Source organism: Streptomyces plumbidurans, from assembly GCF_019857225.1.
Taxonomy (GTDB): domain Bacteria; phylum Actinomycetota; class Actinomycetes; order Streptomycetales; family Streptomycetaceae; genus Streptomyces; species Streptomyces plumbidurans.
In genome coordinates, this window is the sequence record NZ_JAFJSY010000065.1 from 12685 (window position 1) to 36829 (window position 24145).

Consider the following 24145-nt stretch of genomic DNA (forward strand, 5'->3'; position numbering starts at 1 on the left):
GTGGGTGGCACGGGGTTTTGCCGCGGCGGGCGTTTCCGCCCCCGCCGCACCTCGAAGCGACCCGGGCGTCAATGGCCGAGCGACCCAGTCCTCCGATCAGGCGACCCCCGCTCCCCAGGCAACCCCTCTGCCCGCTCAGACGACCCCCGCTCCCCCTCCGGAAGCCAGCGCCCCCCTCTGGGGGTTGATTCCCGCCGGTACCGCCCGTTGGCGGGCCGGGGTGCCGGTCCAGCAGGTGCCGCGGCGGGCCAGGAGGCGCCGTAGCCACAGTTCGAGGGAGACCAGGTCGGCGAGGCCGTCCAGGGGGAGGGGTTCGCCGGCTGCGGCGGCACGGACCGCCTTGCGGACGACGCGGGCCTCCACCAGGCCCGCCTCCGCGAGCAGCGGGGTGCCGAACAGGCTCATCAGGGAGTCGGCGGCCACGCGCAGGCCGGTGCGGGCCGCCACCGCCGCCGAGGCGTGGGAGGTGGCGCCCCAGCCCGGCGGGAGGTCGCTGACTCCGGCGCCCTCCAGGACCGTGCGCAGGATGGTGGCGCGCGCTCCGGGCTGGACGCGCAGGGCCTCGGGGAGGGCCCGGCACGCGCGTACCACCTGGTTGTCGAGGAAGGGGGCGTGCAGGCGCTGGGAGCGGACCTCGGCCGCCTGCTCCAGGATGCGCAGTTCCGCCGCCTGGCGGGTGAGGGCCGCACGCGCGCGGTAGTCGCCGGGATGCTGGCCGGGGCCCACGCCGGAGCGGCCCGTCGCCGTCTGCAGGCGAACCGATACTTCAGCCAGGGCTTCGCCGGTCAGCCAGCGTGCGGCCGGTCCGGGTCTGGCCCAGGCGAGGGCGGCGAGGGACGCCCCCACGGCGCCCTTGGGCTCGTCGAAGCGGCGCTGGAGCAGCCGGTCGGCGAGCGCCTCCAGGCCCGCGCGGTACGGGGTGCGGGAGAGCCGGCGGGCCGCGCCGTACACGCGCGCGGGGACCATCACCGAACCGTCCGCCCTGGCGAGTGCGGCCACGGGGCGGACGAGATGGCGGCGTTTGCGGTCCATGAGGAGGTCTGCCAGCCGCGCTGGATGCGCGTCCAGCACCTGGCGGGCGCCGTAGCCGGTGAAGTGGTCCGCGCTGCCCGACGCCAGCCGTGCCCGGTGCCGGGCGGCCGTCACCAGGCACTGGCCCGGCTCGTCCGTCAGCGGGCCGTCGAGCTCGGCGTACGGCAGTGCCTCCTCGCCGCCGGTCACCACCACGTGGTGCAGGCGCGGGTTGGCCGCCAGGGATCCCGCCCGCTGCACTTCGGCCTCCCGGCCGCCGACCGCCAGGTCGTTGAAGGTGACCGCCAGCAGGCGCTCCCCCGCGCCCGTGCCGTGGCCCAGGACCGTGCCCGGCATTCCGGGCAGACCGGCGGCGAGCAGGGCGAGGGTGCCCGAGGCGGGGCCGCCGGAGAGGTCGGCGCCGATGCCCGCGACCGGCATCCCGCGCGCGGCGCGCCGCTCCGCGGGACCCATGCCGGGCACGGGGCCCGGGTCGATGTCGGTACCGGGAACGTGCCGGGGCGCCGACAGACGCGCGCGTACCGCCTCCACCAGGGCGTCGCGCACCGCGTCGACCGCGCTGTCCGGATCGGCGGTGGGCGCCGCCACGGCGAGGGAGGCGACGGGCTCGTAGCCGGCGATCTCGCGTGCTCCGGCGCGCAGGATCAGTGCGTGCCCGGGCGGGACGCGCCGCACGCCGTCGTACGGCGTGGAGTCGTGCAGCGCGGCCGGCACATCGGGGGCGGCCAGGAGCGCGGCGAGGTGACCGAAGTCGAGGTTGGCCTCGATGAGGTCGGCGAGGGGCAGGGCGGCGGTCGCGTAGGCGGTGCCGCCGGCCCAGGGGGTGTAGAAGACGGGGCGTGCGCCCGCGAGGTCGCCGCAGACGGTGACCCTGCGGCCGACCTGGACGATGGCGGTGTAGCTGCCGGGCCACGCCGTCAGATGCCGAAGTGCCCCTCCGCGCGCGGCGAACAGCCCGACCCGCAGCTGTTCGTCGGAGGCCGCGCAGGTGCCCAGGACGGCGATCCGGGTCTGGGCGTCGGCCCTGACGACGCGCACCTCGTCGGGGCGCCAGTCGCCGACCGCCCAGAGCGGATCGGGGTCGCCCCACAGGAGTTGGGAGCCCACCGGGTGCACTGTCTCGCCGTCGTGTCCGGTGGCCCCCGCCGATCCCAACGCGGAAGCCCCCACTGCGGTGCTGCTCCACCCCACCAACCACCGCATCGACGCCTCCACAGGCTGTGGACACCAGTGCACCGTACGAACTGGTTCCCCATGCTGCCATGAAGGGCGCACGCCGGAGGGGCTGTGGGCCTGCTTGCGATTCCTCGAATGCGCCGTGGCGCTCACCCGTGCGGGGAGACGAACGCCCGTACTGAACAAGGACTCTGCGACGCGAATGCGCCCCCGAAACGCTCCCCGAAAACGCCGTACGCGCCCTCAAGTGCAAAGGTAGAAGCGGTATTTGCGCGCAGAACACGGGGTCGATTTTCAGCCAAATCCCGGATGGAAGGACAGGCGTGACCACGCTCCGTACAGGCTCTGCGCAGCGCATCGTGCGCGCGCAGCCCGGGAGACGGAGTTCGCCCCCCGGGCCCGTCCGCCGCCCGCGGGGATTGTGGCGGCGGTGTCCCCCAGCCCACTGGATCCAGTACAGCGGGCCGACCCACGCACCATCCATGGAAGCGCTCCCGGGGTGGCCGGAGAAGAGCGCACGGACGGGCGCACGGCCACACACCAGGAGCACGCTGCAACTGCGCGTATCGGGCCCGTACTTCCGTACGGAATACAATCCCGCCATCCGGAAGTATGCCCCTTAACGCTTGGGATGCGGCGAACTACGCTGGGTTTACGAATGCCGCGTGGTTATGCCAGCGCGGCAGCCGTCTGTGTCGAGGGGTGGCGCATGTCCAGGGAGCAACGCGGGCCGAACGAAAAACTCGGCGCCGTTCTCGCCCTCGCGGGAATCAGCAACGCAGGACTCGCGCGACGCGTCAACGATCTTGGCGCTCAACGCGGGTTGACACTTCGCTACGACAAGACGTCGGTGGCGCGCTGGGTGTCGAAAGGCATGGTGCCCCAGGGCGCCGCGCCGCACCTCATCGCCGCCGCGATAGGGCAGAAACTCGGCCGCCCGGTGCCGCTCCACGAGATCGGCCTGGCGGACGCGGATCCCGCACCCGAAGTCGGCCTCGCCTTCCCCAGGGACGTGGGACAGGCAGTCCGGTCGGCGACGGAGCTGTACCGCCTCGACCTCGCCGGCCGCCGCGCCGGCTCCGGCGGCATCTGGCAGTCACTGGCCGGATCGTTCGCAGTAAGCGCGTACGCGACGCCCGCCTCACGATGGCTGATAACCCCGGCCGACAGCTCGGTGGCGCGCGAGGCGAACCACGCCGAGGGCTCGAGCTCACCGCTCAAAGTCGGCCACAGCGACGTGCAGAAGCTGCGGGAGGCCGCTGAGGACGCCAGGCGCTGGGACTCCAAGTACGGAGGCGGCGACTGGCGTTCGTCGATGGTGCCCGAGTGCTTACGGGTCGAGGCGGCACCGCTGCTGCTGGGCTCCTACTCCGACGAGGTCGGACGCGCCCTGTTCGGGGCGAGCGCCGAACTGACCCGGCTGGCCGGCTGGATGGCCTTCGACACCGGTCAGCAGGAGGCCGCGCAGCGGTACTACATCCAGGCGCTGCGCCTCGCGCGCGCGGCGGCCGACGTGCCCCTCGGGGGCTACGTGCTGGCGTCCATGTCGCTGCAGGCGACCTACCGCGGCTTCGGCGACGAGGGCGTCGACCTCGCGCAGGCCGCCCTGGAGCGCAACCGGGGCCTTGCGACCGCCCGCACCATGAGCTTCTTCCGCCTCGTCGAGGCACGCGCCCACGCGCGCGCCAGCGACGCACAGGCGGCCGGCGCCGCCCTGAAGGCGGCGGAGGGCTGGCTGGAGCGCTCCCGGGAGGGCGACAACGACCCCTCCTGGCTCGGCTTCTACTCCTACGACCGCTTCGCCGCCGACGCGGCCGAGTGCTACCGCGACCTGAAGGCGCCGCGCCAGGTGCGGCGCTTCACCGAGCAGGCCCTGTCCAGGCCGACTGAGGAGTTCGTGCGCTCGCACGGGCTGAGGCTGGTCGTCTCGGCCGTCGCGGAACTCGAGTCCGGCAACCTCGACGCCGCCTGCGAGCAGGGCGTGCGGGCCGTGGAGGTCGCCGGGCGCATCTCCTCGGCGCGCACCACCGAGTACGTGAAGGACCTTCTGCACCGCCTCGAGCCGTACGGCGACGAGCCCCGGGTCGTGGAGCTGCGGGAGCGGGCCCGCCCGCTGCTGATGGCACCGGCGTGACGGAGGAGCAGCCTCCGTTTCCCCGCGTTTGAAGTGACTGTCAGTGGCGCAGTGCACTATCGGTAGCGGGAGGTGGTGCAGGTGCGGCCGGAGATCGCGTACGACTGCGACGTGCTGGTGATCGGGGGCGGGATCGTCGGGCTGTCGACGGCGTATGCGATCACGCGCGCCGCGCCGGGCACACGGGTCACGGTGCTGGAGAAGGAGCCGGGCCCGGCCCGGCACCAGACGGGACGCAACAGCGGCGTGATCCACAGCGGGATCTACTACCGCCCCGGCTCCCTCAAGGCACGGTTCGCGGTGCGGGGCGCCGCCGAGATGGTGAAGTTCTGCGCCGAGTACGGCATCGCGCACGCCGTCACCGGCAAGCTCATCGTCGCCACGGAGCGCGAGGAGCTGCCCCGGCTGCACGCCCTGGTCCAGCGCGGCCGGGAGAACGGCATACCGGTGCGCGAGCTCGGCCTTTCCCAGATCGAGGAGTACGAGCCGCAGGTGCGGGGACTTGCGGCGATACACGTCGGCACGACAGGCGTGTGCGACTTCGTGGGCGTGGCGAGACAGCTGGCCCACGCCTCGGGCGCCGACATCCGCTACGGCGCGCGCGTCGAGCGCATCGACCGCCGGCCCGACCTCGGGGTCGCCGTGCGGACGCGCGCCGGGGAGATCGTACGGGCGCGCGTGCTGGTGAACTGCGCCGGGCTGCACTGCGACGAGGTGGCCCGTCTGACGGGCGACGACCCCGAGATGCGGATCGTGCCGTTCCGCGGCGAGTACTACGAGCTGGCGCGGCCCGACCTGGTGCGGGGGCTGGTGTACCCGGTGCCGGATCCGGCGTTCCCGTTCCTCGGGGTGCATCTCACGCGCGGGTTCGACGGCGGCGTGCACATCGGCCCCAACGCGGTGCCGGCGCTGGCCCGCGAGGGCTACGGCTGGGCAGTCGTACGGCCGCGGGAGGTCGCCGGGACGCTGGCGTGGCCCGGCTCCTGGCGGATGGCCCGGCGGCACTGGCGCTACGGCGCGGGAGAGCTGCGGCGCTCGGTGTCCAAGGCCGCCTTCACGACGGCGGTGCGCCGACTGCTGCCGGCGGTGACGCAGGACGACCTGGTGCCCACGGCCGCCGGGGTGCGGGCGCAGGCCGTGCTGCGGGACGGTTCCCTCGTCGACGACTTCCTGATCAAGGAGGGCCCGCGCGCCGTGCACGTCCTGAACGCCCCCTCACCCGCGGCGACCGCCTCACTGCCGATCGGACGGGAGGTGGCGAAGAGGGCACTGGGGATGCTGGGGGCCGTGTGAGCGGTGGCTGGGTCGGTGCGTGAAGCGCCCTTTCGGCACGGGCGCGCATGTCCGGCGGCACAGGGCACGCGCGTACCGTGCCGGCGGCACAAGGCACCGCTGCCGCCGCCGCCCGCCGCGCCCGTAAAATCGACCCCACTGTGTCTGACTCGCTCAATGCCTCCGAAGTCCCCCAGCCCGCCGACCACGCCCACGGTCAGCCGGGCCGTCACCCCTCGCACGTGCCCGGTGTGTCCGTCAGGCACACCCGGGCGAAGGGGGAGCCGCGGTTTCCCGACGGGCCGAAGGCCGATCCGGCGGGGGCGCACTTCGAGCGGCGGATCCGCAGCTTCCAGCCGCGCCGCAGCCGGGTGACCGCGGGCCAGGCGGACGCGCTGCAGCGGCTGTGGTCCCGTTGGGGGCTGGACATCGACGGTCACGAGACGCTCGACCTCGCGGACCTGTTCGGCAACACCAACCCGGTCGTGCTCGAGATCGGCTTCGGCATGGGCGAGGCGACCGTGCAGATGGCCGCCGCCGACCCGGGGACGAACATCCTGGCCGTGGACGTGCACACCCCGGGGCAGGGAAACCTGCTCAACCTCGCCGAGCAGGAGGGGCTGACCAACGTCCGCGTGGCCAACGGCGACGCCATCATCCTGCTGCACGAGATGCTCCGGCCCGACGCGCTGGACGGACTGCGCGTGTTCTTCCCCGACCCCTGGCCCAAGAAGCGGCACCACAAGCGGCGGCTGATCCAGCCCGAGTTCCTCGACCTGGCCGCCACCCGCATCAGGCCCGGCGGCATCGTGCACTGCGCGACCGACTGGGAACCGTACGCCGAACAGATGCTCGACGTGCTGAACGCGCACCCGGAGTTCGAGAACACCCAGCCGGGCGGCGGTTTCGCGCCACGTCCCGACTTCCGGCCACTGACCCGTTTCGAGGCCCAGGGTCTGGAGAAGGGTCATGTCGTGAACGACCTGCTCTTCCGTCGCGTACAGCACCACAACCAGCCCCTCACCGGCGCCTGAAGCCCCTCGGCCCGCGGGCGACCCCCGCTTCCGTCGCGGGCGGCGCCCTCCCTCGTTAGGGTCAATGCCGTGGCCACGCATCCCCCGTACCCGACGTATCCGCCGCAGCCCGGTGGGCCGGTCGGCGGCGCGCTCAGGCATGCGCACTGGTGGCAGCGCAAGTGGGTGCTCTACGGCGCGCTCAGCACGCTGCTCGCGCTCTCCGGCCTCGTCATCCTGGCCCTGGTGCGCGAGCAGACCGGCACCGAGGGGTTCCTGGTCGGGCTCGGGCTCGCGGTCCTGCCCGTGCCCCTGCTCATCACCGCCTTCCGCTGGCTGGACCGGGTGGCCCCGGGCCCCTGGCGGAACCTGCTGTTCGCCTTCGCCTGGGGGGCCTGCGCGGCCGCGCTGATAGCGATCGTCGCCAACAGCTTCGCCACCAAGTGGATAGCGACGGCGACCGCGGACCCCTCCAGCGCCGACACCCTCGGCGCGACCGTCATAGCGCCCATCGTGGAGGAGTCCGCGAAAGCGGCCGCCGTCCTGCTCGTCTTCCTGTTCCGCAGACGGGACTTCACCGGGATCGTCGACGGGGTCGTCATAGCCGGCGTCACCGCCACCGGCTTCGCGTTCACCGAGAACATCCTCTATCTGGGCACCGCCTTCGGCACCGACCAGCTCACCGGCGAGCGCGGCATCGCCTCCGTCACGGCAGCGACCTTCTTCGTACGCATCGTCATGTCCCCGTTCGCGCACCCGCTCTTCACCGTGCTGACCGGCATCGGCTTCGGCGTGGCCGCGCTCTCGGCCGAGCGCCAGCATCTGCGGCGCGCTCTCGTCCCGCTCTCCGGACTGCTGCTCGCGATGGGCATGCACGCGATGTGGAACGCCTCGTCCACGTTCGGCGAGTACGGCTTCTTCGCCGTCTACGCCGCCTTCATGGTCCCCGTGTTCGGCCTGCTGACCTGGCTGGTGATCTGGACACGCCAGCGCGAACTGCGCACCGTGCGCGAGGAACTGCCCGCCTACGCCGTCGCCGGCTGGCTCACCCCCGCCGAGCCCTACGCCCTCGGCTCGATGCGGGCACGCCGGATGGCCCGCGACTACGCCGCCCACTACGGGGGCAAGTCCGCGGCCCGCGAGGTCGCGCAGTACGAGGCGTACGCGACCTCCCTGGCGTTCCTGCGGCACCGGGGCCGCCGCGGCCGGGCCGGCGCCGACTTCGTCGTACGGGAGAGGGAGTTGCTCAGCGAGCTGTGGCACCGGCGCGAGGTGGCCCGACCGGCGCTGGACTACGCGGCGCGGTCGACGGCGCCCCCGGTGCCGGTGCTCGCGCCGCCGTGGCCGGTGTACGGGGCGTACGGATACCCGGCCATGCCGGATCCCGCGTACAACCCGTACCAGACGTAGGGCGCCGCGGGATCAGCGAGATGCAGGGTCATCGGCCCTGATTTCAGGGGCCCCGGTGTCAGGGGGCTGTGGCGTCGGGGGGCTGTGGTGTCAGGGGTTGAGGCCCTTGCCGCGCAGCCAGGTCATCGGGTCGATGGCCTCGGCCTGGCCGCCCGGGTGGACCTCCAGGTGCAGGTGCGGTCCGGTCACGTTGCCGGTGGCGCCGACCCGCCCGATCACATCGCCCGTGCCGACCTTCTGGCCCACGCTCACGCTGATCGACGACTGGTGGCAGTACCAGAGCTCCGTGCCGTCGTCGAGGGTGATGATCGTGCGGTAGCCGTATGCTCCGGCCCAGCCCGCCTCCTTGACGGTGCCGCCGTGGACGGCCTTGATGAGCGTGCCGGTGGGGGCGGCGAAGTCGAGGCCCGTGTGGTAGCCGGAGGACCACATGGAGCCGGGCTGCCCGAAGGTGCCGGTGATCGTGTACGAGGCGACCGGCAGCTTGTACTGCTTGGCCAGTTCGGCCAGGCGCGCGGCCTCGGCCTTCTTCTTGGCCGCCGCCTCTGCCTTGTCCTTGGCGGCCTGGGCCTTGGCCGCGGCGTCCTTCTCGGCCTTCGCGGCGGCCTCGTCGACCTGCTTGGCGAGGGCCGCCTCGGTGACGGACTGGGCCTTGCTGTCGATCTGGACCTGCTGGCTCTCGGCCTGCGCCATGATGCGGTCGCGCAGCGCCTCGCCCGCGTCCCTGGCGCCCTGCCGGGTGTCCTGGGTGGTCACGCCGACGCTGCTGAGCGCGGTGGCGGAACCCTTGGGGGCCTGGGACGAGCCGCCGAAGACGTGGCTCACGGAGCCGATGTCGGGCATGGAGATCGACACCGGCGGCTTGCCGGTGTTGGCGCTGGCCATTCCGCCCGCGCCGACGGCGGCTATGACGCCGACGCCGAGGACAGTGGAGCTGCGGGCGAGTCCACCGCCGCGCTGCTTGGCGACACGATGCCGGCCGCGTACCGGGGCGACGGAGTCCTCGGTGGGGTTCCACTCTTCGAAGGGACCCTCGTCGGGGCGGGGTCCTGCGAAGCCGAAGGGCTCGGTGCTCGGCACGAACGGGGCTGCCGGGGCAGGCGGGTTGGACGCCACGTGGGCGCGCTCCTTTCCTTCCTTCTCGCCTACCGGGTTAGCTGACGGGTTCGGAGCAGGAAGGTCTCCTACGCGCGTATACGAGCCGTGTCTCCACGGCGGTATTCACGCGATTCACCCCTGGGTGGTGGTTCCCCGGTTCCCTTGCGGGATTCGGCGCGTGCGCACGGAGCCGCCTCTTGTGACGGCTGGGACGACCGCGCTGCGTTATCGAACGTTAATAGACACGGGGTGCCGATTCCAAGCTGTTCTGCTTGATCATTAACGCTTTTTGGCCTGGACGTACGGGCCAAGAGAGGCGAAAAACGGGCGAGTTGGCCTCACCTCGCCATCCACACCCGTTCTGACGGTGTGTCAGTTGTTATGCGGAAAGCGCTCGGCCGGTCACCGCATGTGACAACGATGGCAAGACATCGGTGACGCAACGCGGAAGGCGGAAAACACTCAGGGCCGGAACCCGTTTCCGGATTCCGGCCCTGAGCCTTCAGTAGCGGGGACAGGATTTGAACCTGCGACCTCTGGGTTATGAGCCCAGCGAGCTACCGAGCTGCTCCACCCCGCGTCGTTGTGTCTCAAGCATACGCCATCCGCGGGACACCTCGTGCCACGGTCTACGACGCCGTCAGGTGGCGGTTGGGCGCCTTGGCCTGCTCCTCGTGCTCCGGCAGCACGATCACGTCGACGCCCTGCGCGGCCAGCAGACCGCTGCCGTCCGCGTCCGCCACGAAGGTGTCCGGCTCCCGCCAGGCGGTGACGACCCGCCCGACGCCCGCGTCGAGGATCAGCCGCGCACACGGCTTCGGCCGCGACGCACGGCGGACACAGGGCTCCAGACTGCTGTAGACGGTGGCCGACCGCAGCTGCGGATCGGCCGGGTCGAGCTTGGCCAGGGCCGCCTCCTCGGCGTGTACGACGTTGTCGTCCCCCTCGCGCGAGTGGCCGCGGGCCAGCTCCGTACCGTCGGCGGCGACGATCACCGCGCCCACGCTGAAGGCCGTCCGCGAGGGCGGGCACAGGGCCGCCAGCTCGCAGGCCAGGGCCAGCCAGTGGTGGTCGGCCGCGGTGGCCAGCGGGCCGGTGCCGGGGGCGGTGGGCTCGTAGCGCATGAGGACGACGTCCTCGATCCGCCGGGTCTCCACCAGGCGCAGCCGGCCGTCCTGGTATGCGCCGGGGCCGAAGAGGCGGGGCGCGTCCGGGTCGCCGACGAAGAGCGGGGCGAGGACGAGCTGGAGTTCGTCGGCGAGGCCCTGCTGCAGCAGCTGGGTGTGGACGGTGCCGCCGCCCTCCACCATCAGGCGCCGTACGCCGCGCACGTCGTGCAGATGCTCCAGGAGCCCTCGCCAGTCGAGGTCGGTCCCGAGCGGGACGATGTCGGCGGCGAGGCCGAGGGCGCGGGCCCGCTCGGCGCCCTTGTCGGTGGTGGCGAGGAGCTTGTCGCCTCCCGTGTGCCAGAAGTTGGCGTCCGGATCCAGGTCGCCGGAGCCGCTGACGGTGACCTTGAGCGGGTACTCCGGCCTGCCCTGCGCAATCCGGGCGGCCCGGCGCTCGGGCGAGTTGACCAGCAGCCGCGGGTTGTCGGCGCGGATGGTGCCGGCGCCGATCAGGATGGCGTCCACGGACGCGCGCACCTCGTCCACCCGGTCGAAGTCGGCGGGGCTGGAGAGGAGGAGACGTTCGGGGCCGGTGTCGTCGAGGCAGCCGTCCAGGGAGACGGCGGCGGACAGCAGGACGTAGGGGTACGGCATCGGACGCGCTCACTCTCGGCGAGGGGTGGGGCGGGTTGGCGCAGGCGGGCGGGTTTGCGTACGCGGGCGGGCGGGGCATGCGGGCGGGGGCGTGCGGGCAGGCTTGGTTCAAGTTTGAAACAAACCTACACTGGCCGTATGACGACTCGCTGGCTCACCTCCGAGGAGCAGCGCGCCTGGCGCGCGTACATCGCCGCGACGCACCTCCTGGAGGACGCGATCGACCGGCAGCTCCAGCAGGACGCCGGCATGCCTCATCTGTACTACTCCATCCTGGCCAATCTCTCCGAGGTGCCCGACCGGCAGCTGCGGATGACCGATCTCGCCGAGAAGACGAAGATCACCCGGAGCCGGCTGACGTACGCCGTCTCCCGGCTGGAGAAGGACGGGCTGGTGCGGCGCGAGAACTGCAAGTGGGACGGGCGGGGGAGCATCGCCGCGCTCACCGACGAGGGTATGGCGGTGCTGGAGCGCACGGCACCCGGCCATGTCGAGACGGTGCGCGCCTCGCTCTTCGACCACCTCAGCGAGGAGCAGGTCAGGCAGCTGGAGGAGATCTGCGCGCAGATCGCGGGGGCGCTCGACGAGGGGGGCAGCCGGCCCACGCCCGACGAGGTGCCGTGGCGCCGCCGGTCGGCACCGCCCTGCTCGTGAGCAGTCCGGTCCACGCACAGCCCCCGAAAGACTGTGTGACGTACTCCATAAACTGGTTGCTTCAAATTTAAAGCACGAGTAGGGTCCTGCCCCGTAGATCTGCTTCAAATCTGAAGCAGGTGCCGAACCGGACCCGGGAGACCCCGTATGCCCGACCAGCCCGCCGCCACGGAGCGCGCCCGCGTCCGAGTACCGCTGCACTTCCAGGACGGCTACAGCGTCGACGCCGAACTCGTCACCTTCCACGGCCTGACCGACGGCCAGGAACACGTGGCCGTCGTCCTCGGCGAACCCGCCCCCGGTACAACGCCTCTGGTCCGCCTGCATTCCGAGTGCCTGACCGGAGACGTGTTCGGCTCCGCCCGCTGCGACTGCGGACCGCAGCTGCGCGAGGCGGTCGAACGGATCGCGAACCGCGGCGGCGTGCTGCTCTACCTCCGCCAGGAGGGCCGCGGCATCGGCCTCTACAACAAGCTCGACGCCTACGCCCTCCAGGACCAGGGCCTCGACACCTACGAGGCCAACGCCGCCCTCGGCCTGCCCGAGGACGACCGCGACTACACCGCGGCCGCGCAGATGCTGCGGGCCCTCGGCATCGACACCCTCGACCTGCTGTCCAACAACCCCGACAAGGCCGAGCAACTCCGCGACCTGGGCATCACCGTCCACGACCGCGTCCCCACGGGCGTGTTCACCACCGCCCACAACGTCCGCTACCTGCGCGCGAAGGTCCTGCAGACCCAGCACACGCTGCCCCTGGCGGAACTGCACGCGGGCTGACCGGACACCGCCCGGCCGGCACCGCTCAAGGACCTCCCAGGGCCCCCTCGATCCGCCGACGGTAAAAGGATGTTCAGACCCGTTCGGGGCGGCGTGCCGCAGTTGGCGGCACGCCGCCCCGTGCTTATGGTCGACCCCAACATCCTGTGCCCACAGGCCAGTTGAGTACCCACAACGTGTGCACAGGCATGTGCACTTGCGGAGGTGACGGCGTTCATGACGGATCGGTTCGGGGATCGCACGACGCGGGTGGCCGTCCCCCGCCCCGCCCGGCGCATGCTGTCGACGACCCGGTCCTTCACCGTGGGCCAGGGCAAGGGATACCTCACCGTCGCCCGCACCCCCGAGGGCCGCGTGGCCGCAGTGGCGGTCCGCATGGCCAAGCAGGGCTCCACACTCGCCGGCATGCTGGACGCCTTCTCCACCACCGTCACCCGCGGCCTCCAGCACGGCGTCCCCCTGGAAACCCTGGTCGCGGACTACGTCGGCACCCGCTTCGAACCCGCCGGCCCCACCGACGACCCCGACATCCGCCAGGCCTGCTCCGTCATGGACTACGTCGGCCGCCGCCTCGCCCTCGACCACCTGCCCTACGCCACCCGAGCCGACCTCGGCGTCCTGACCGCTCAGGAACGGCTCGCGCAGCAGGCCCTCGGACACAAAACGACCCCGACCGGAACCTTTGTCCCGGCCGGGGTCACCCCATGACGGGGGTACTCGCGGTAGGCCCTGTGGGACTCGAACCCACAATCAATGGATTAAAAGTCCTGGCCAAGGCTTGCTGGGTGGTTCCGGACTCTGCTGCAGTGTCTGGAACCATGTGGTCAGGGCGCGTGCTGCCCCGCGCTCCGTCCATGCCGTGACGGTCTCTGCCAGATCATCCGCTCACGCATCGCTCACGCACGGCGGGGCGCTTGGCGGCAGCTTTCAGCTCGCGAAGACCTGGGCTCGCGACGAGTACCAACCGACCCCGTCTCCCACCGCCGCTGCCCTTCAGAACACCGCCCGTACGTAGAAACCACCATCCACAGTCTTTCCGTACTCGAACTCGCCGTCGACTTGGGCTACTTGTTCAGCCAAGCCCGCAAGGCCCTTCCCGCCGCCCGGCATCGACGGCACAGCGACACCAGTGGGCTCGTTACGCACTTCCACGAGCAGTTGCTCCTGAGAACCATCCAAGGTCGAGGAAGTGACCGTCACCTCGATCCGTGCTTCCGGCGCATGTCGTGCCACGTTCGTCAGGGCCTCCTGTACAACGCGGTAGGCGGCGCTCTGGACGTCGCCCGGCCAGCGTTCGGGCACGTCGACAGCGATGCGAGCCCTGTCCGTCAGGCCCGCGCGAGCCAAAAGCTGTGGTATTTCGCGCAGACTGCCCACCCGTGGATCGCCGTCCTGTGGACGCAGCATGCCGGTGACGGCCCGCATCTCCTCGAGCGCCCGACGGCTGAGCGCGTGGATGGCAGCGGCGTCGCCGGCGGTGTCACTGTCACGCGCGCGTGAGCCGAGAGCCTCGGCCCGCAAGGCGATGAGGCTCGCCGCACGACCGACCGAATCGTGCAGGGCGCGGGCCAGGGCGGACCGCTCCTCGATGGAGGCGAGACGGCGGACCAGACGCAGTTCCTCGGACCGGCTGCGCCTGAGCGCGATGTAGCTGCCCGCGAGCTTCTTGCGGGTACGGTACTGGAGCCCGATCGCCGTGGGCGCGGCCGAGATCGCGGCGGCGTGGACGACAAAGATCACCCAGCCCCGGAGCGTGTCCGGGGCCGCTCGCCCGGGCAGCAAGCACTCCGAGACACCGACGGCCGTGACAGCTGTGGCACAGACGACACTGGTGCGCAGGGAGTACCGCTGCCCGACATGGAAGAGAGCGATGATCGGAGCGAGCACGATGTCGCCGTCCGCCATGCCAAGCAAGGTCAGCGTGAGGACCGACAACGGGTAGCGGCCGCGCAGAACCAGCGCAAGAACAGCAATGACGGAGACGCCCAGCTGGTGGGGATGCCACCCCGGTGCATGCGCGCGCCACTGCAGCAGGTCGACCCCCGCGAGAAGCAGCACGCCGGCATCGACAGCCCGCTCGCCGGTGGCCCTGCGCGTGCCTGTCACGCCGACTTGTCGAGCAGCCCGAGCCGTTCGGCGGCAAGCGCTGCCCGCACTCGGTTCTTGGTGCCGAGCTTGGCGAGCACCGCGCTGACATGGGACTTGACGGTCTCCGGGCTCAGGACCAGACAGTCGGCGATTTCGCGGTTGGTGAGCCCGCTCCCCAGGAGTTCGAGGACTTCGCGCTCGCGTTGCGTGAACTGCTCCGCACGATTTCGTGCCTCGGCGTCCCGCACCGAGACGGACGCGAACCGGCGATAGCCGTCGATGACCGTCGGCGCAACGAGACGGGACACAGCGCCAAAGCCCGCGGCCGCTTCCCGTACAGAGGTGGCCAGTTCGGTGGCGGTCGCGTCCTTGAGGAGGTAACCGATGGCACCCTCCCCGAAGGCTCGCAGCACGTCCGAATCAGTTGCGAACCGCGTCATCATGACGACAGCCGGTGGTTCGGCCAAACGCTTGATGCCGCGGAGCACCGTGAGGCCGTCCACATCGGGCATCCGCAGGTCGAGCAGAACGACGTCTGCTCCGCTCTCCCTGGCGAACCGAACCGCTTCTCGCCCGGAGCAGTCGCCCACCACACACAGATCGACGCATTCGGAACTTTGGAGCATTGCGCGTATAGCGGACCGCACCAATGACTCGTCATCAACAATCAGCACGCTGGTCATGACTCCCCCATGGCTGCCAGTGGCTCCCTCGCGCACCCGGTGGTCATTCGGGTGCGCCGTGCGACTCAAGAGCTGTTGGTGACCCGATGATACGCGCGTTGCGTTCTCCCCCGACTGGGGGAGCGGGGCCGCGAAATCACGTCACACCGGGGGATGGGAACACGTGTGCCCCTGTCGGAACCATGACGTCTGCATCGATGTGAACTGCCCTGCTCCACCCGATCATTCGAGAAGGGAAGGCTTGTGAGAGGCAAGAAGTTCATAGCGGGCTCCGTGTTCGTGGGTGTCGTCGCCGCCGCGTCGAGCGGTCTGATGGCGTCGACCGCGTCCGCGTCGTCCCTGCCCCAGCAGAAGACTGCGGCCAGTGATTCAGTACAGCGCGCAACCGTCCTCGATGGCGGCGCCAACCCGCAGTTCCTGCATGCCATCGCCAACGACGTGGTCGCCGGCGTGACCGGAGCCGTCGGCGCGAAGGCCGTGGAGTCGGCGGTGAAGGTCACGACCAAGCTCAAGTCGGTGTCCAGCGACTCCTCTTCGTCGTCCGAGTCGTCCTCCTCGTCCAGTGGTGGGCCGGTGACAAGCCCGGCTTCTCTGCACGGAATCATCCCCGGCGACGCGCAGTTCGACGCGAACTGAACGCTGAGCGGGAAGTGAACGGCCGGCGTTGACCCCCGGCCACGGCTGCCCGACGCGCCGCGCCAGACGCGTCGGGCGGCCCCCCGACCTAACTCACATGGGGGATGCATTCTCGGATGGCAACGCACACGAAAGCCCTTGAAGCGTCGGACCCAGGCACGTCAGCTCCTGGCCCATCAAACGTCATGCCGACTCCCGGCAAGACGGGCGCGGGCGAGCCTGCACCCGGCTCCCGCCCCGCCACTGCTCGGACCTCTGTTCCCGTACGAGTCCGGCTCTGCGTCGTTCTCGGGATGCTGCCCGTCCTCGCCTTCACGGCGGCATGCCTCGTTTACAACGCCCCGCAGTCTCCGGCCTCCGTGCGCCTGGCGGGGACCGCCCGCAAGGTACTCGAGCCGTACTTCTGGCAGGACTGGCAGCTCTTCGGCCCGACGCCGGGAACCAGCAACAACCTGGTCTACCTGCAAGCCAGAATTCAGTATCAGGGGAAGGTGGTCGAGACAGCCCCGGTCGAGGTCGAAGACGCGATCGACAAGGCTCCTCGCGACTTCCGGATCAACCCGACGAAACTGCCCGGAATCATGCTTGCCTTCGACCAGACGAGCAGCCACTACGCGAACGCCGCCACCCGGATCAAGAAGCTTCCCGCAGTGCAACGGAAAACCGCCCAGGCGGAGCTGGACAAGCGATACAAGGCCGACTTCGGGGAAATGCAGCGATTCTTCTCGGCCCGAGCCCACTCGCTGTACCCCGGAGCCCGGATCCTCGCCGTACAGGCGACCTTCAAGACGCGGCCGATGATTCCGTTTTCGGAGCGGTACGAGCATCCGCGCCCAGTGGAGAAGGTCAAGGGACTGCTTCGCACGTCATGGATGGCCTACGTCCCCGGGGTGGCTCAATGACGAGGCGTCTACTCAGTGCAGCCGGTGCGTGCAACGCCCTCAGCAGGTTCGTACTCGCCGGCCTGGACAGGTTTGCGATACGGCTCGCCTGTCACGAGCGGCGGCTCATCGGCCTCTCTCTGATGCGTCTGGTCATCGGCTTCGCAACCATCCTTTACTGCCTCGCGGACTACTCCAACCGGCAGTTTTTGTGGGGCCCCCACGCGTACAACAGTCCCTCGACGGCGTCGGCGCAGATCCCGCACGCAGGGTTCTCGCTGTACCTGGTGAGCGACTCACGGGCGTGGTTCGAACTACTCTTCCACGCGACGATCCTGACCTCCGCGGCATTCATGATCTTCGGCGGCCGGGTACTCACTCTGGTGCAGGCGGTGATGATGTGGTCACTGCACTACAGGAACCAGGATCTTCTGGAAGGCGGCGACAACCTCGCGCAGATCCTCATCATCTTCCTGACCTTCACCGTCTCCAACGCGTACTTCGCCCCCGGCGCCAAGAAACGACGCGAAAGGCTGCTCGCCTCCGACCGACCGCCGACCGTGTCCACCGTGCTGCACAACCTCGCCGCGTTCCTCATCGTCTTCCAGACCGCCGTCCTGTACTTCGCGGCCGGCTACTGGAAGACCTTCGGCAAGGTCTGGCAGGACGGAGTCGCGATGTACTACATCAGCCGCGAGACCGAATTTCGCATGTCGGCCACCTTCGCTCACCTCATGGGCAATGCCTATCTCGGCACAGCGGTCTCGTACGCGACGATCTTCATGGAACTGGCCTTTCCATTCGCCTTGATGTCCGCTCGGCCCTGGCTGCGCAAGGCCAACACTCTCGCCCTGGAAGGAATGCACCTGGGCATCGCGGCCTTCATGGGCCTCGTCTGCTTCGGGCTGCTGATGATCGGTGCGGACTGTGTCTGCCTCAGGGACGACGACTACCGGTCGATGTGGCGCCGAGCGCAGACCAGGTACGCACGACTGGCCACCAGTTGGCCGCCTGAGACTCGAAGCCGGCGAGCATCCCCGCTCACCGGCTCCGCGCCCCGGGTATCCGGTTCGCCTCTCCGGAAGGGAGCCCACGATCATGTCTGAGCCCCTGGTCCTCTTCGACGGCACCTGCGGCTTCTGCCGCGCCGTCGTGACACGTCTCGCGCGAACTCCCCATCTGCGCCTGGCCGGACAACTGCTGCCGTACCAGAGCGCGGACCTGGCCTCGTACGGACTGACCCGGCAGGAAGCGCACGAACGCATGTGGCTCGTACAGGCCGGCCAACTCCATGGTGGGGCACAGGCGTTCGCCGCATGGTTCGCAACGGGCGGCACGACAGCCCGCATCGTGGGCCGAACGCTCACCCTGCCCGGCGTACGGCATACGGCCGAGGCCGCCTACCGGTTGACCGCCCGCAATCGGCACCGCATCCCCGGCCCGTGGGAGCGTACGTGCACGATCTGACGCCCGAGTCGCAGCATGCCCCGCAGCCGGCCGAGGCCCGCGCCCTGCAGCACTTCCTCACGGCGGATCCGGATGACTGGCCTCGCCTTGCGCCGAGGGTGACGGAGGAGGTGGGCGCGGACACTCTTCAGCGCATCGTCCGCGCCACGCTCACCCGCATCGGGGAACTCGACACGGTGACGGAAAGTCCCGACGGACTGATCGTGTCCGGCAGCCAGGGCAAGGTGCGCGCCTGGGCCCAGGTGGCGCCGGGCGGCGAACTCAGCGCCCTGCGCATCGAAGGCGCCCGCTACACGCCGCCCCGGCGCCGCCTGCGCCTGCCCGCGCCGGTGACGTGGGCGACGTATCTGATTCTGGTCACCGTCTGGAACATCCTGACCGTCTGGACAGCCGCCGACCGCGCCGCCTGGCTCGGCGACATGGCCACCCTCGCAGCCTTCTACGTGATCGTCGAAGGCTGCGGCGCACCTGCGCAACAGCCTCGCCTGTTGCGCCGTACGGTCGAGGCCGGTGCCGTCGCGGCCCTCGCCTCCGCGTGGCGGCTCCCCGGCCTGCCGAACGGCCACGGTGCGCTGCGCCTTGCCGGTGGCCTCGTGCTCCTGGCGGGATCCCTGTGGCTGGTCGTCGCCGCGCGCCGCCATCGCTGGCGGGCACCTCTGTCGCGACCACTGCGGTTCCCGCTGGTGGGCACGTGGTACGTCGTCCAGGGCGGCGGCCGCATGCTCAACCACCACGCTCAGGTACCGGAACAGCGCGGTGCCCTCGACCTGGTCGCCCTGGGCACCCTCGGCACCCGCACACGACGAGGCGGGGACCTGGGGGCATACGCCGCTTACGGCCGCCCCGTCCACTCCCCCTGCGACGGCCGCGTGATCTCCGCCGCCGACACGGTCCAGGACCAGAAGCCCGGCGAAATCCGATACCAGCCGCCCTACGGCAACCACGTCTTCCTCGACACCGGCCGCGAGATCATCAAACTCGCGCACCTGCGCCCCGGCTCGGTGACCGTGACGAAGGGCGACACCGTCCACGCAGGACAACTCCTCGGCGAGGTCGGGAACACCGGCAACACCACCGAACCCCACCTGCACATCCACGCCGAACGCGACGGCCTCGGCCTGGACCTGGAGTTCACCGACATCCCCCAACGGCTGTATCGCGGGCGGGCGATCCGCACCTGACGCACCACACCCGAAACACCTCGGGACAGCACATGCCGTGGCCCGGAATGCCCCAGTTCCACCACTCGAAGGAAGCCTGCAGGCACACCCATGCCATTTGTCCGAACACGCCTCGCCTTCACCGTCGCGACAGCTCTCACCGCGCTCCTCGGCGGCTTTACTCCCTCAGCCGACGCCGCCGCGCCACCAGGCCCTGTGACTGTCCCCGGCAGTCACCCCGACCACCTCACCGCAGCAGAGGACGCCGGTCGGATCCCCACGACCACGAACCTCACCGCCCGCCTCTACCTGGGCACCCGCGACCCGATCGGCCTCGACGCCTTCCTCACGGCAGTCACCACACCGACGAGCCCCCACTACCGGCACTACCTCACCCCGGCGCAGTACGGGAGACGCTTCGGCCTCGCCCCCAGCGCCCGGAACCGGATCACGCGGTGGCTCACCAGCGCGGGCCTGCGTATCACCGAGGACACTCCGCACTATCTCCAACTCACCGGCTCCGAAGCCCACTTCGCGACGGCGCTGGGCACCCGTATCCACCGCTACGACACCTCGGCGGGCACGGTCCAGGCGCCGGTCGACGACATCCGCGTCCCCGCCCCCTTGGCGCAGGAAGCGAAGGCTGTCGACGGACTCTCGTTCAACCTGCCTGCCGCCGCCCGCCCCCTTGGCCGGACCGAGCCTCACCTCGACACCCAACGAACCGTATGCTCCGCCTACTTCGGTGAACGGCCGGCCACCACGCTCCCCAAGGCATACGGAAAGACGCAGACCTTCGCCCCCTGCCCCTACACCCCACCTCTGCTGCGCCACGCCTACGGCGTGACCGCCTCGGGCGCCACCGGAAGGGGTCGCACCATCGCCATCGTGGGTGCGTACGGCAGCCCCACCACCGAACAGGACGCGAACACCTACGCCACGACCACCGGCGATCGCCCCTTCCAACCGGGCCAGTACCGCGAACGGGTCAGCCCATCCGACTGGAACATCACCAAAGCCTGTGCGCCGCCGGCCAGTTGGGCCGGCGAGCAGGCCCTGGACGTGGAGATGGCCCACGGATACGCGCCCGGCGCCCGCATTCTCTACGTCGGCGCCAACTCCTGCCTGGACACGGACCTCATGGACGCCGAGTCGTACGTCATCGACCATCACGCCGCCGACATCATCTCGAACTCGTGGGCCGAGGTCATCCACACCAGCGCCCCGCACCTGACTCCCGCCCTCCTCAATGCGTGGAACGCACTGTTCCGACAGGCAGCGGCCGAGGGCATCGGAACGTATTTCGCCGCCGGCGACTGCGGCGACCAGTCACCCGACGCCACCCCCGGCGGCCTCAACTGCGACCCGCACACCACCCAGGCCCAGGCCGACTTCCCGAGCGGCTCGCCCTGGGTGACCTCCATCGGCGGCACGACACTGGCCACCACCAAGGACGGCAGGTACGCCTGGGAGACCAGCATGGGCGACAACCTGTCGATCCTGTCCCCTCAAAACACGGGGTGGGAGCCCATACCCGGCCTGTTCACGTTCGGCAGTGGGGGCGGGCCCAGCGACTTCAAGCAGCCCTGGTACCAGCGCGGCACCGTCCCTCACGTCCTCGCGCACGGCCACCGCGCCACACCGGACGTCTCGATGGAGGGCGACGGCGCCATACCGGTCGTGATCGGCTACACGGTGTCCGGCCAGTTCGAAACGGTCGGCTACGGCGGCACCTCGGCTGCCGCCCCGGCCTTCGCCGCCCTCCAGGCGGACGCAGAGCAGCTGTCCGGCCACACCCTGGGCTTCGCCAACCCCCTGCTCTACGCGATGCGGAACACCGGAGTCTTCCACGACATCCGGGACCCGGTCCGGCCCACCGCCGTCATCCGTGACATGGGCCCGGACGCCGGAACCTACCGATACCTCCTCTACACGCTCGGCCACGACTACGGCCTCAGCGCGACCAAGGGCTACGACTTGTCCTCCGGTCTGGGTTCGCCCGCCCCGTCGTACCTCGGACGGTTCCGCCGCCACAGCGGCTGACGGCCGGCCCGTCGGTCACCCGGCACAGTCGCTCACGCACAGGCACTGGAACCTCGAAGCGCCCCGACCGAGCAAAGCCGGTCGGGGCGCTTCTTCGCAGGTCAGAGGGGTAAATCTCCTCCTGCGCCCGTAGGCCCTGTGGGACTCGAACCCACAACCAATGGATTAAAAGTCCACTGCTCTGCCAATTGAGCTAAGGGCCCCTGGCGATGTTGCCTCCCCGAGCATAGCCGGACGCGGCCGTGTCTCCGATCGGGTATCGGGGACACGGCCGTGGCGGGGGTGAAGATCAGGGCGGAGTGTCAGGGATCCACCTTTTCGGGAGTCCCGGGAGTCCCTCCGGCGGTCCCCGCGCGGGCCGCCGCCCGAGCGCGGTTGCGGTGGTGCTCCGGGTTGAGGAACCAGTGCCGCGCCGACGCCAGCCACCACGCGGTCGCGAAACCGAGGACGACCAAAACCGCGACCGGGGCGTAGTTGAAACTCTCCCCCGTCACCGGGGAGACCTGCGGCAGCATGAACAGGATCGTGATGATGCCCACCCACGTCACCGCGACGATGCCGATCGGCCGGGACCAGCGGCCCAGATGCCACGGACCGCGCTCGAAGTCGTCGCCCTTCAACAGCCGCAGCAGCGTCGGCACGACGTAGGCGATGTAGAGACCGATCACGGCGACCGATGTCACGGCCGCGTAGGCCGTGTAGTTGATCAGATACGGCAGACCCAGCACCAACGCGCCCGCCGCCGCCAGCCACACCGCCGCCACCGGAGTACGGGTACGCGGGCTCACCGTGTGCCAGACGCGGGAGAACGGCAGCGCGCCGTCACGCGAAAAGGCGTAGATCATACGGCTGTTGGCCGTCACCGACGCCATCCCGCAGAACAACTGCGCCCCGATCACCACCAGAAGAAGCAGCTTCCCCGCCGTCGCCCCCAGCGCGTCCAGCAGGATCTGCGCGGGCGGCGCACCCGTCGGCGACGCCAACTCCTTGTCGTAGGACTGGATGGCGAAGGTGAAGCCCAGCAGCAGGACAAAACCCGCTATCCACGACGTCCAGATGGACCGAACGATCCCCTTCGGGCCCGCCGTCGACGCGTCGTGCGTCTCCTCCGTCATATGGGCCGAGGCGTCATAGCCGGTGAAGGTGTACTGCGCCATCAGCAGACCGAGCAGCACGACGTACACCCCGCTGCCCCAACCCGTGTTGTTGACGAACTTCGTGAACACGAACGACGCCGACTGGTGATGGTCGGGCACGAACGCGAGAGCCCCCACGATGACCCCCACACCCAGCACATGCCACCACACGCTCACGCTGTTGAGCAGGGCCACGATCCGCACGCCGAACGTGTTCAGCAGGCCGTGCAGCAGCAGGATCGCGGCGAAGAGCAGGACCGTACGACCCGGCGTCACCTCGAAGTCGAACTGCAGGTTCAGATAGGCGCCCAGGAACGACGCCGCCCCGAAGTCGATGCCCGCCGTCACCGCCACCTGGCCCAGCACGTTGAACCAGCCCGTGAACCACGCCCACGCCGCCGCCGACCGCGGCGGCGCCAGCCGGTGCGCCCAGAAATACAGACCCGCCGACGTCGGATAGGCCGAACAGATCTCCGCCATGGACAGACCGACGAACAGCGTCATCAGGCCCACGGCGACCCAGCCCCAGGTGATCACCGCCGGGCCACCGGTGTTCATGCCGAACAGATACAGCGTCAGACAGCCCGAGAGGACCGAGATGATCGTGAACGAGACCGCGTAGTTGGAGAACGCCGACATGCGGCGGGCGAGAACCTGGGTGTAACCGAGCTGGGCCAGCCGCTCTTCATCAGACAGCCCACTCACCTTGGCGTCATCTGTCATGCCCCCAGCGATTCCCTCGCCATGCGCGTGACATGCGCCACACAGCAGGGGCGTTGGCCAAAAGTTATCGCCGACGCCCGGACGACAGCAGGGCCCGTACGGCCGAAGCCGTACGGGCCCTGCTACACGTCAACCCGACGTCAGACGTCAGCCATTGCGCTTCCAGCGCGGCTTGTCGTCACGACGCCCGAAGGAACCGGAACCGGAACCGGTGCCACGGTGGTCGTCCCGACGGCCGTACGGGCGGTCATGGCCACCCGAGCGGAAACCCGGACGGTCATCACGGCGGTCACGGTTGAACGGACGGTCGCTGCCACGGTGACCGCCACGCTCGTCACGACGCTCGAACGAACGCCCGGCCGGACGGTCATCACGGCGGTCACGGTTGAACGGACGGTCGCTGCCACGGTGACCGCCACGCTCGTCACGACGCTCGAACGAACGCCCGGCCGGACGGTCGTCACGGCGGAAGCCGCCACGATCGTTGTCACGACGCTCAAAGCCACGGTCACCACGGTCACGGTCGCGGTTGAAGCCGCCACGGTCGTCACGACGCTCGAACGAACGGCCACCACGGTCGCCGTCCCGACGGTCATCACGACGGAACCCACCACGGTCGTTGTCCCGGCGATCATCACGGCGGAAGCCGCCACGGTCATCACGACGCTCGAACGAACGGCCACCACGGTCGCCGTCCCGACGGTCATCACGACGGAACCCACCACGGTCGTTGTCCCGGCGATCATCACGGCGGAAGCCGCCACGGTCATCACGACGCTCGAACGAACGGCCACCACGGTCGCCGTCCCGACGGTCATCACGACGGAACCCACCACGGTCGTTGTCCCGACGATCGTCACGACGGAAGCCGCCACGGTCATCACGACGCTCGAACGAACGCCCGGCCGGACGGTCGTCACGGCGGTCCCGACGCTCGTACGACGACGAAGCCGGCGCCCTGTCCGCATCCGGCGCCACCGACTGCTCCGGCACCGA

At 70.1% G+C, this 24145-nt stretch carries 19 protein-coding genes, 2 tRNA genes, 1 pseudogene and 1 riboswitch; of the genes and pseudogenes, 13 read left to right on the plus strand and 9 right to left on the minus strand.

The genetic code is table 11. The features are described 5' to 3' along the window. Positions 1–135: 135 nt before the first annotated feature. Positions 136–2235 (minus strand): asparagine synthase-related protein, encoded by a 2100-nt coding sequence (locus tag JYK17_RS30855; protein WP_108015729.1) that lies wholly within the window; start codon positions 2233–2235, stop codon positions 136–138. 682 nt (positions 2236–2917) lie between these two features. Between JYK17_RS30855 and JYK17_RS30860 the strand changes: the two genes are divergently transcribed. The 4 genes from JYK17_RS30860 (at position 2918) to JYK17_RS30875 (ending at position 8037) form a co-directional block, all read left to right on the plus strand. Then, the gene (locus JYK17_RS30860) at positions 2918–4342 is read left to right on the plus strand and encodes an NsdA family TPR-like regulatory protein (RefSeq protein ID WP_108015728.1); all 1425 of its coding nucleotides are present in this window, start codon (positions 2918–2920) and stop codon (positions 4340–4342) included. 72 nt (positions 4343–4414) lie between these two features. Beyond that, a complete protein-coding gene (lhgD, locus tag JYK17_RS30865; protein ID WP_108015727.1) occupies positions 4415–5635 on the plus strand; it encodes an L-2-hydroxyglutarate dehydrogenase in 1221 nt (406 codons plus the stop codon). Positions 5636–5775: 140 nt separating this feature from the next. Further along, positions 5776–6648: a tRNA (guanosine(46)-N7)-methyltransferase TrmB gene (trmB, locus tag JYK17_RS30870; RefSeq protein WP_181362658.1), complete on the plus strand. Its 873-nt coding sequence runs from the start codon at positions 5776–5778 to the stop codon at positions 6646–6648. Between the two features lie 69 nt (positions 6649–6717). Beyond that, the gene (locus JYK17_RS30875) at positions 6718–8037 is read left to right on the plus strand and encodes a PrsW family intramembrane metalloprotease (protein ID WP_108015726.1); all 1320 of its coding nucleotides are present in this window, start codon (positions 6718–6720) and stop codon (positions 8035–8037) included. A gap of 90 nt (positions 8038–8127) precedes the next feature. Here the strand turns inward: JYK17_RS30875 and JYK17_RS30880 are convergent, their stop codons facing one another. The 3 genes from JYK17_RS30880 to JYK17_RS30890 form a co-directional block, all read right to left on the minus strand. Further along, positions 8128–9153 (minus strand): M23 family metallopeptidase, encoded by a 1026-nt coding sequence (locus JYK17_RS30880; protein WP_128802313.1) that lies wholly within the window; start codon positions 9151–9153, stop codon positions 8128–8130. 11 nt (positions 9154–9164) lie between these two features. Beyond that, a riboswitch (cyclic di-AMP (ydaO/yuaA leader) is annotated at positions 9165–9322 on the minus strand. A 319-nt stretch (positions 9323–9641) separates the two neighbouring features. After that, positions 9642–9715, minus strand: a tRNA-Met gene (locus JYK17_RS30885). Between the two features lie 49 nt (positions 9716–9764). Then, entirely contained in the window at positions 9765–10898 is a 1134-nt protein-coding gene (locus JYK17_RS30890) for a dihydrofolate reductase family protein (RefSeq protein WP_222811647.1), read from the minus strand. 138 nt (positions 10899–11036) lie between these two features. Between JYK17_RS30890 and JYK17_RS30895 the strand changes: the two genes are divergently transcribed. The 3 genes from JYK17_RS30895 to JYK17_RS30905 all read left to right on the plus strand — a co-directional run bounded on the left by JYK17_RS30895 (position 11037) and on the right by JYK17_RS30905 (position 13040). Then, the gene (locus JYK17_RS30895; RefSeq protein WP_222811648.1) at positions 11037–11552 is read left to right on the plus strand and encodes a MarR family winged helix-turn-helix transcriptional regulator; all 516 of its coding nucleotides are present in this window, start codon (positions 11037–11039) and stop codon (positions 11550–11552) included. A 147-nt stretch (positions 11553–11699) separates the two neighbouring features. Continuing rightward, positions 11700–12332, plus strand: a complete 633-nt coding sequence (locus JYK17_RS30900) for a GTP cyclohydrolase II (protein WP_108015722.1) — start codon at positions 11700–11702, stop codon at positions 12330–12332. A gap of 216 nt (positions 12333–12548) precedes the next feature. Then, a complete protein-coding gene (locus tag JYK17_RS30905; RefSeq protein ID WP_128802316.1) occupies positions 12549–13040 on the plus strand; it encodes a TSCPD domain-containing protein in 492 nt (163 codons plus the stop codon). A 285-nt stretch (positions 13041–13325) separates the two neighbouring features. Here the strand turns inward: JYK17_RS30905 and JYK17_RS30910 are convergent, their stop codons facing one another. Together JYK17_RS30910 and JYK17_RS30915 are read right to left on the minus strand one after the other, a co-directional pair. Next, complete coding sequence (locus JYK17_RS30910) at positions 13326–14438, minus strand: sensor histidine kinase (protein WP_222811649.1); 1113 nt, start codon at positions 14436–14438, stop codon at positions 13326–13328. Next, positions 14435–15103 carry a response regulator gene (locus JYK17_RS30915; protein WP_222811650.1) on the minus strand — a complete coding sequence of 223 codons (669 nt, stop codon included), beginning with the start codon at positions 15101–15103 and terminating at the stop codon, positions 14435–14437. Before JYK17_RS30915 ends, JYK17_RS30910 begins: the two co-directional genes overlap by 4 nt. Before the next feature lie 243 nt (positions 15104–15346). Between JYK17_RS30915 and JYK17_RS30920 the strand changes: the two genes are divergently transcribed. From JYK17_RS30920 to JYK17_RS30945, 6 genes are all read left to right on the plus strand, one after another. Next, entirely contained in the window at positions 15347–15739 is a 393-nt protein-coding gene (locus tag JYK17_RS30920) for a hypothetical protein (RefSeq protein WP_128802319.1), read from the plus strand. 293 nt (positions 15740–16032) lie between these two features. Beyond that, positions 16033–16641 (plus strand): DUF5819 family protein, encoded by a 609-nt coding sequence (locus JYK17_RS30925; protein WP_128802320.1) that lies wholly within the window; start codon positions 16033–16035, stop codon positions 16639–16641. Next, complete coding sequence (locus JYK17_RS30930; RefSeq protein WP_222811651.1) at positions 16638–17726, plus strand: HTTM domain-containing protein; 1089 nt, start codon at positions 16638–16640, stop codon at positions 17724–17726. Before JYK17_RS30925 ends, JYK17_RS30930 begins: the two co-directional genes overlap by 4 nt. Continuing rightward, the gene (locus tag JYK17_RS30935) at positions 17719–18087 is read left to right on the plus strand and encodes a thiol-disulfide oxidoreductase DCC family protein (RefSeq protein ID WP_128802322.1); all 369 of its coding nucleotides are present in this window, start codon (positions 17719–17721) and stop codon (positions 18085–18087) included. The genes JYK17_RS30930 and JYK17_RS30935 overlap by 8 nt, the downstream gene beginning before the upstream one ends. Then, positions 18075–19268 carry a M23 family metallopeptidase gene (locus JYK17_RS40795; protein ID WP_128802323.1) on the plus strand — a complete coding sequence of 398 codons (1194 nt, stop codon included), beginning with the start codon at positions 18075–18077 and terminating at the stop codon, positions 19266–19268. Before JYK17_RS30935 ends, JYK17_RS40795 begins: the two co-directional genes overlap by 13 nt. Positions 19269–19358: 90 nt before the next feature. After that, positions 19359–21290, plus strand: coding sequence for a S53 family peptidase (locus tag JYK17_RS30945; RefSeq protein WP_222811652.1), 1932 nt, complete (start codon positions 19359–19361; stop codon positions 21288–21290). A gap of 130 nt (positions 21291–21420) precedes the next feature. Here the strand turns inward: JYK17_RS30945 and JYK17_RS30950 are convergent. The 3 genes and pseudogenes from JYK17_RS30950 to JYK17_RS40800 form a co-directional block, all read right to left on the minus strand. Continuing rightward, positions 21421–21493, minus strand: a tRNA-Lys gene (locus JYK17_RS30950). Positions 21494–21592: 99 nt separating this feature from the next. After that, entirely contained in the window at positions 21593–23149 is a 1557-nt protein-coding gene (locus JYK17_RS30955; protein ID WP_108015720.1) for an amino acid permease, read from the minus strand. Between the two features lie 147 nt (positions 23150–23296). Beyond that, positions 23297–24145 (minus strand): annotated as a pseudogene (locus tag JYK17_RS40800) (hypothetical protein); the annotation flags it as partial.

What these genes read in the sequence shown, in the direction of transcription:
- JYK17_RS30925 (WP_128802320.1), top strand. Translation starts at nt 16,033, where the DNA reads ATGCTGCCCGTCCTCGCCTTCACGGCGGCATGCCTCGTTTACAACGCC.
- JYK17_RS30890 (WP_222811647.1), bottom strand. Translation starts at nt 10,898, where the DNA reads ATGCCGTACCCCTACGTCCTGCTGTCCGCCGCCGTCTCCCTGGACGGC.
- JYK17_RS30860 (WP_108015728.1), top strand. Translation starts at nt 2,918, where the DNA reads ATGTCCAGGGAGCAACGCGGGCCGAACGAAAAACTCGGCGCCGTTCTC.
- JYK17_RS30905 (WP_128802316.1), top strand. Translation starts at nt 12,549, where the DNA reads ATGACGGATCGGTTCGGGGATCGCACGACGCGGGTGGCCGTCCCCCGC.
- JYK17_RS30900 (WP_108015722.1), top strand. Translation starts at nt 11,700, where the DNA reads ATGCCCGACCAGCCCGCCGCCACGGAGCGCGCCCGCGTCCGAGTACCG.
- JYK17_RS30945 (WP_222811652.1), top strand. Translation starts at nt 19,359, where the DNA reads ATGCCATTTGTCCGAACACGCCTCGCCTTCACCGTCGCGACAGCTCTC.
- JYK17_RS30935 (WP_128802322.1), top strand. Translation starts at nt 17,719, where the DNA reads ATGTCTGAGCCCCTGGTCCTCTTCGACGGCACCTGCGGCTTCTGCCGC.
- JYK17_RS30895 (WP_222811648.1), top strand. Translation starts at nt 11,037, where the DNA reads ATGACGACTCGCTGGCTCACCTCCGAGGAGCAGCGCGCCTGGCGCGCG.
- JYK17_RS30955 (WP_108015720.1), bottom strand. Translation starts at nt 23,149, where the DNA reads ATGACAGATGACGCCAAGGTGAGTGGGCTGTCTGATGAAGAGCGGCTG.
- JYK17_RS30930 (WP_222811651.1), top strand. Translation starts at nt 16,638, where the DNA reads ATGACGAGGCGTCTACTCAGTGCAGCCGGTGCGTGCAACGCCCTCAGC.
- JYK17_RS30915 (WP_222811650.1), bottom strand. Translation starts at nt 15,103, where the DNA reads ATGACCAGCGTGCTGATTGTTGATGACGAGTCATTGGTGCGGTCCGCT.
- JYK17_RS30855 (WP_108015729.1), bottom strand. Translation starts at nt 2,235, where the DNA reads ATGCGGTGGTTGGTGGGGTGGAGCAGCACCGCAGTGGGGGCTTCCGCG.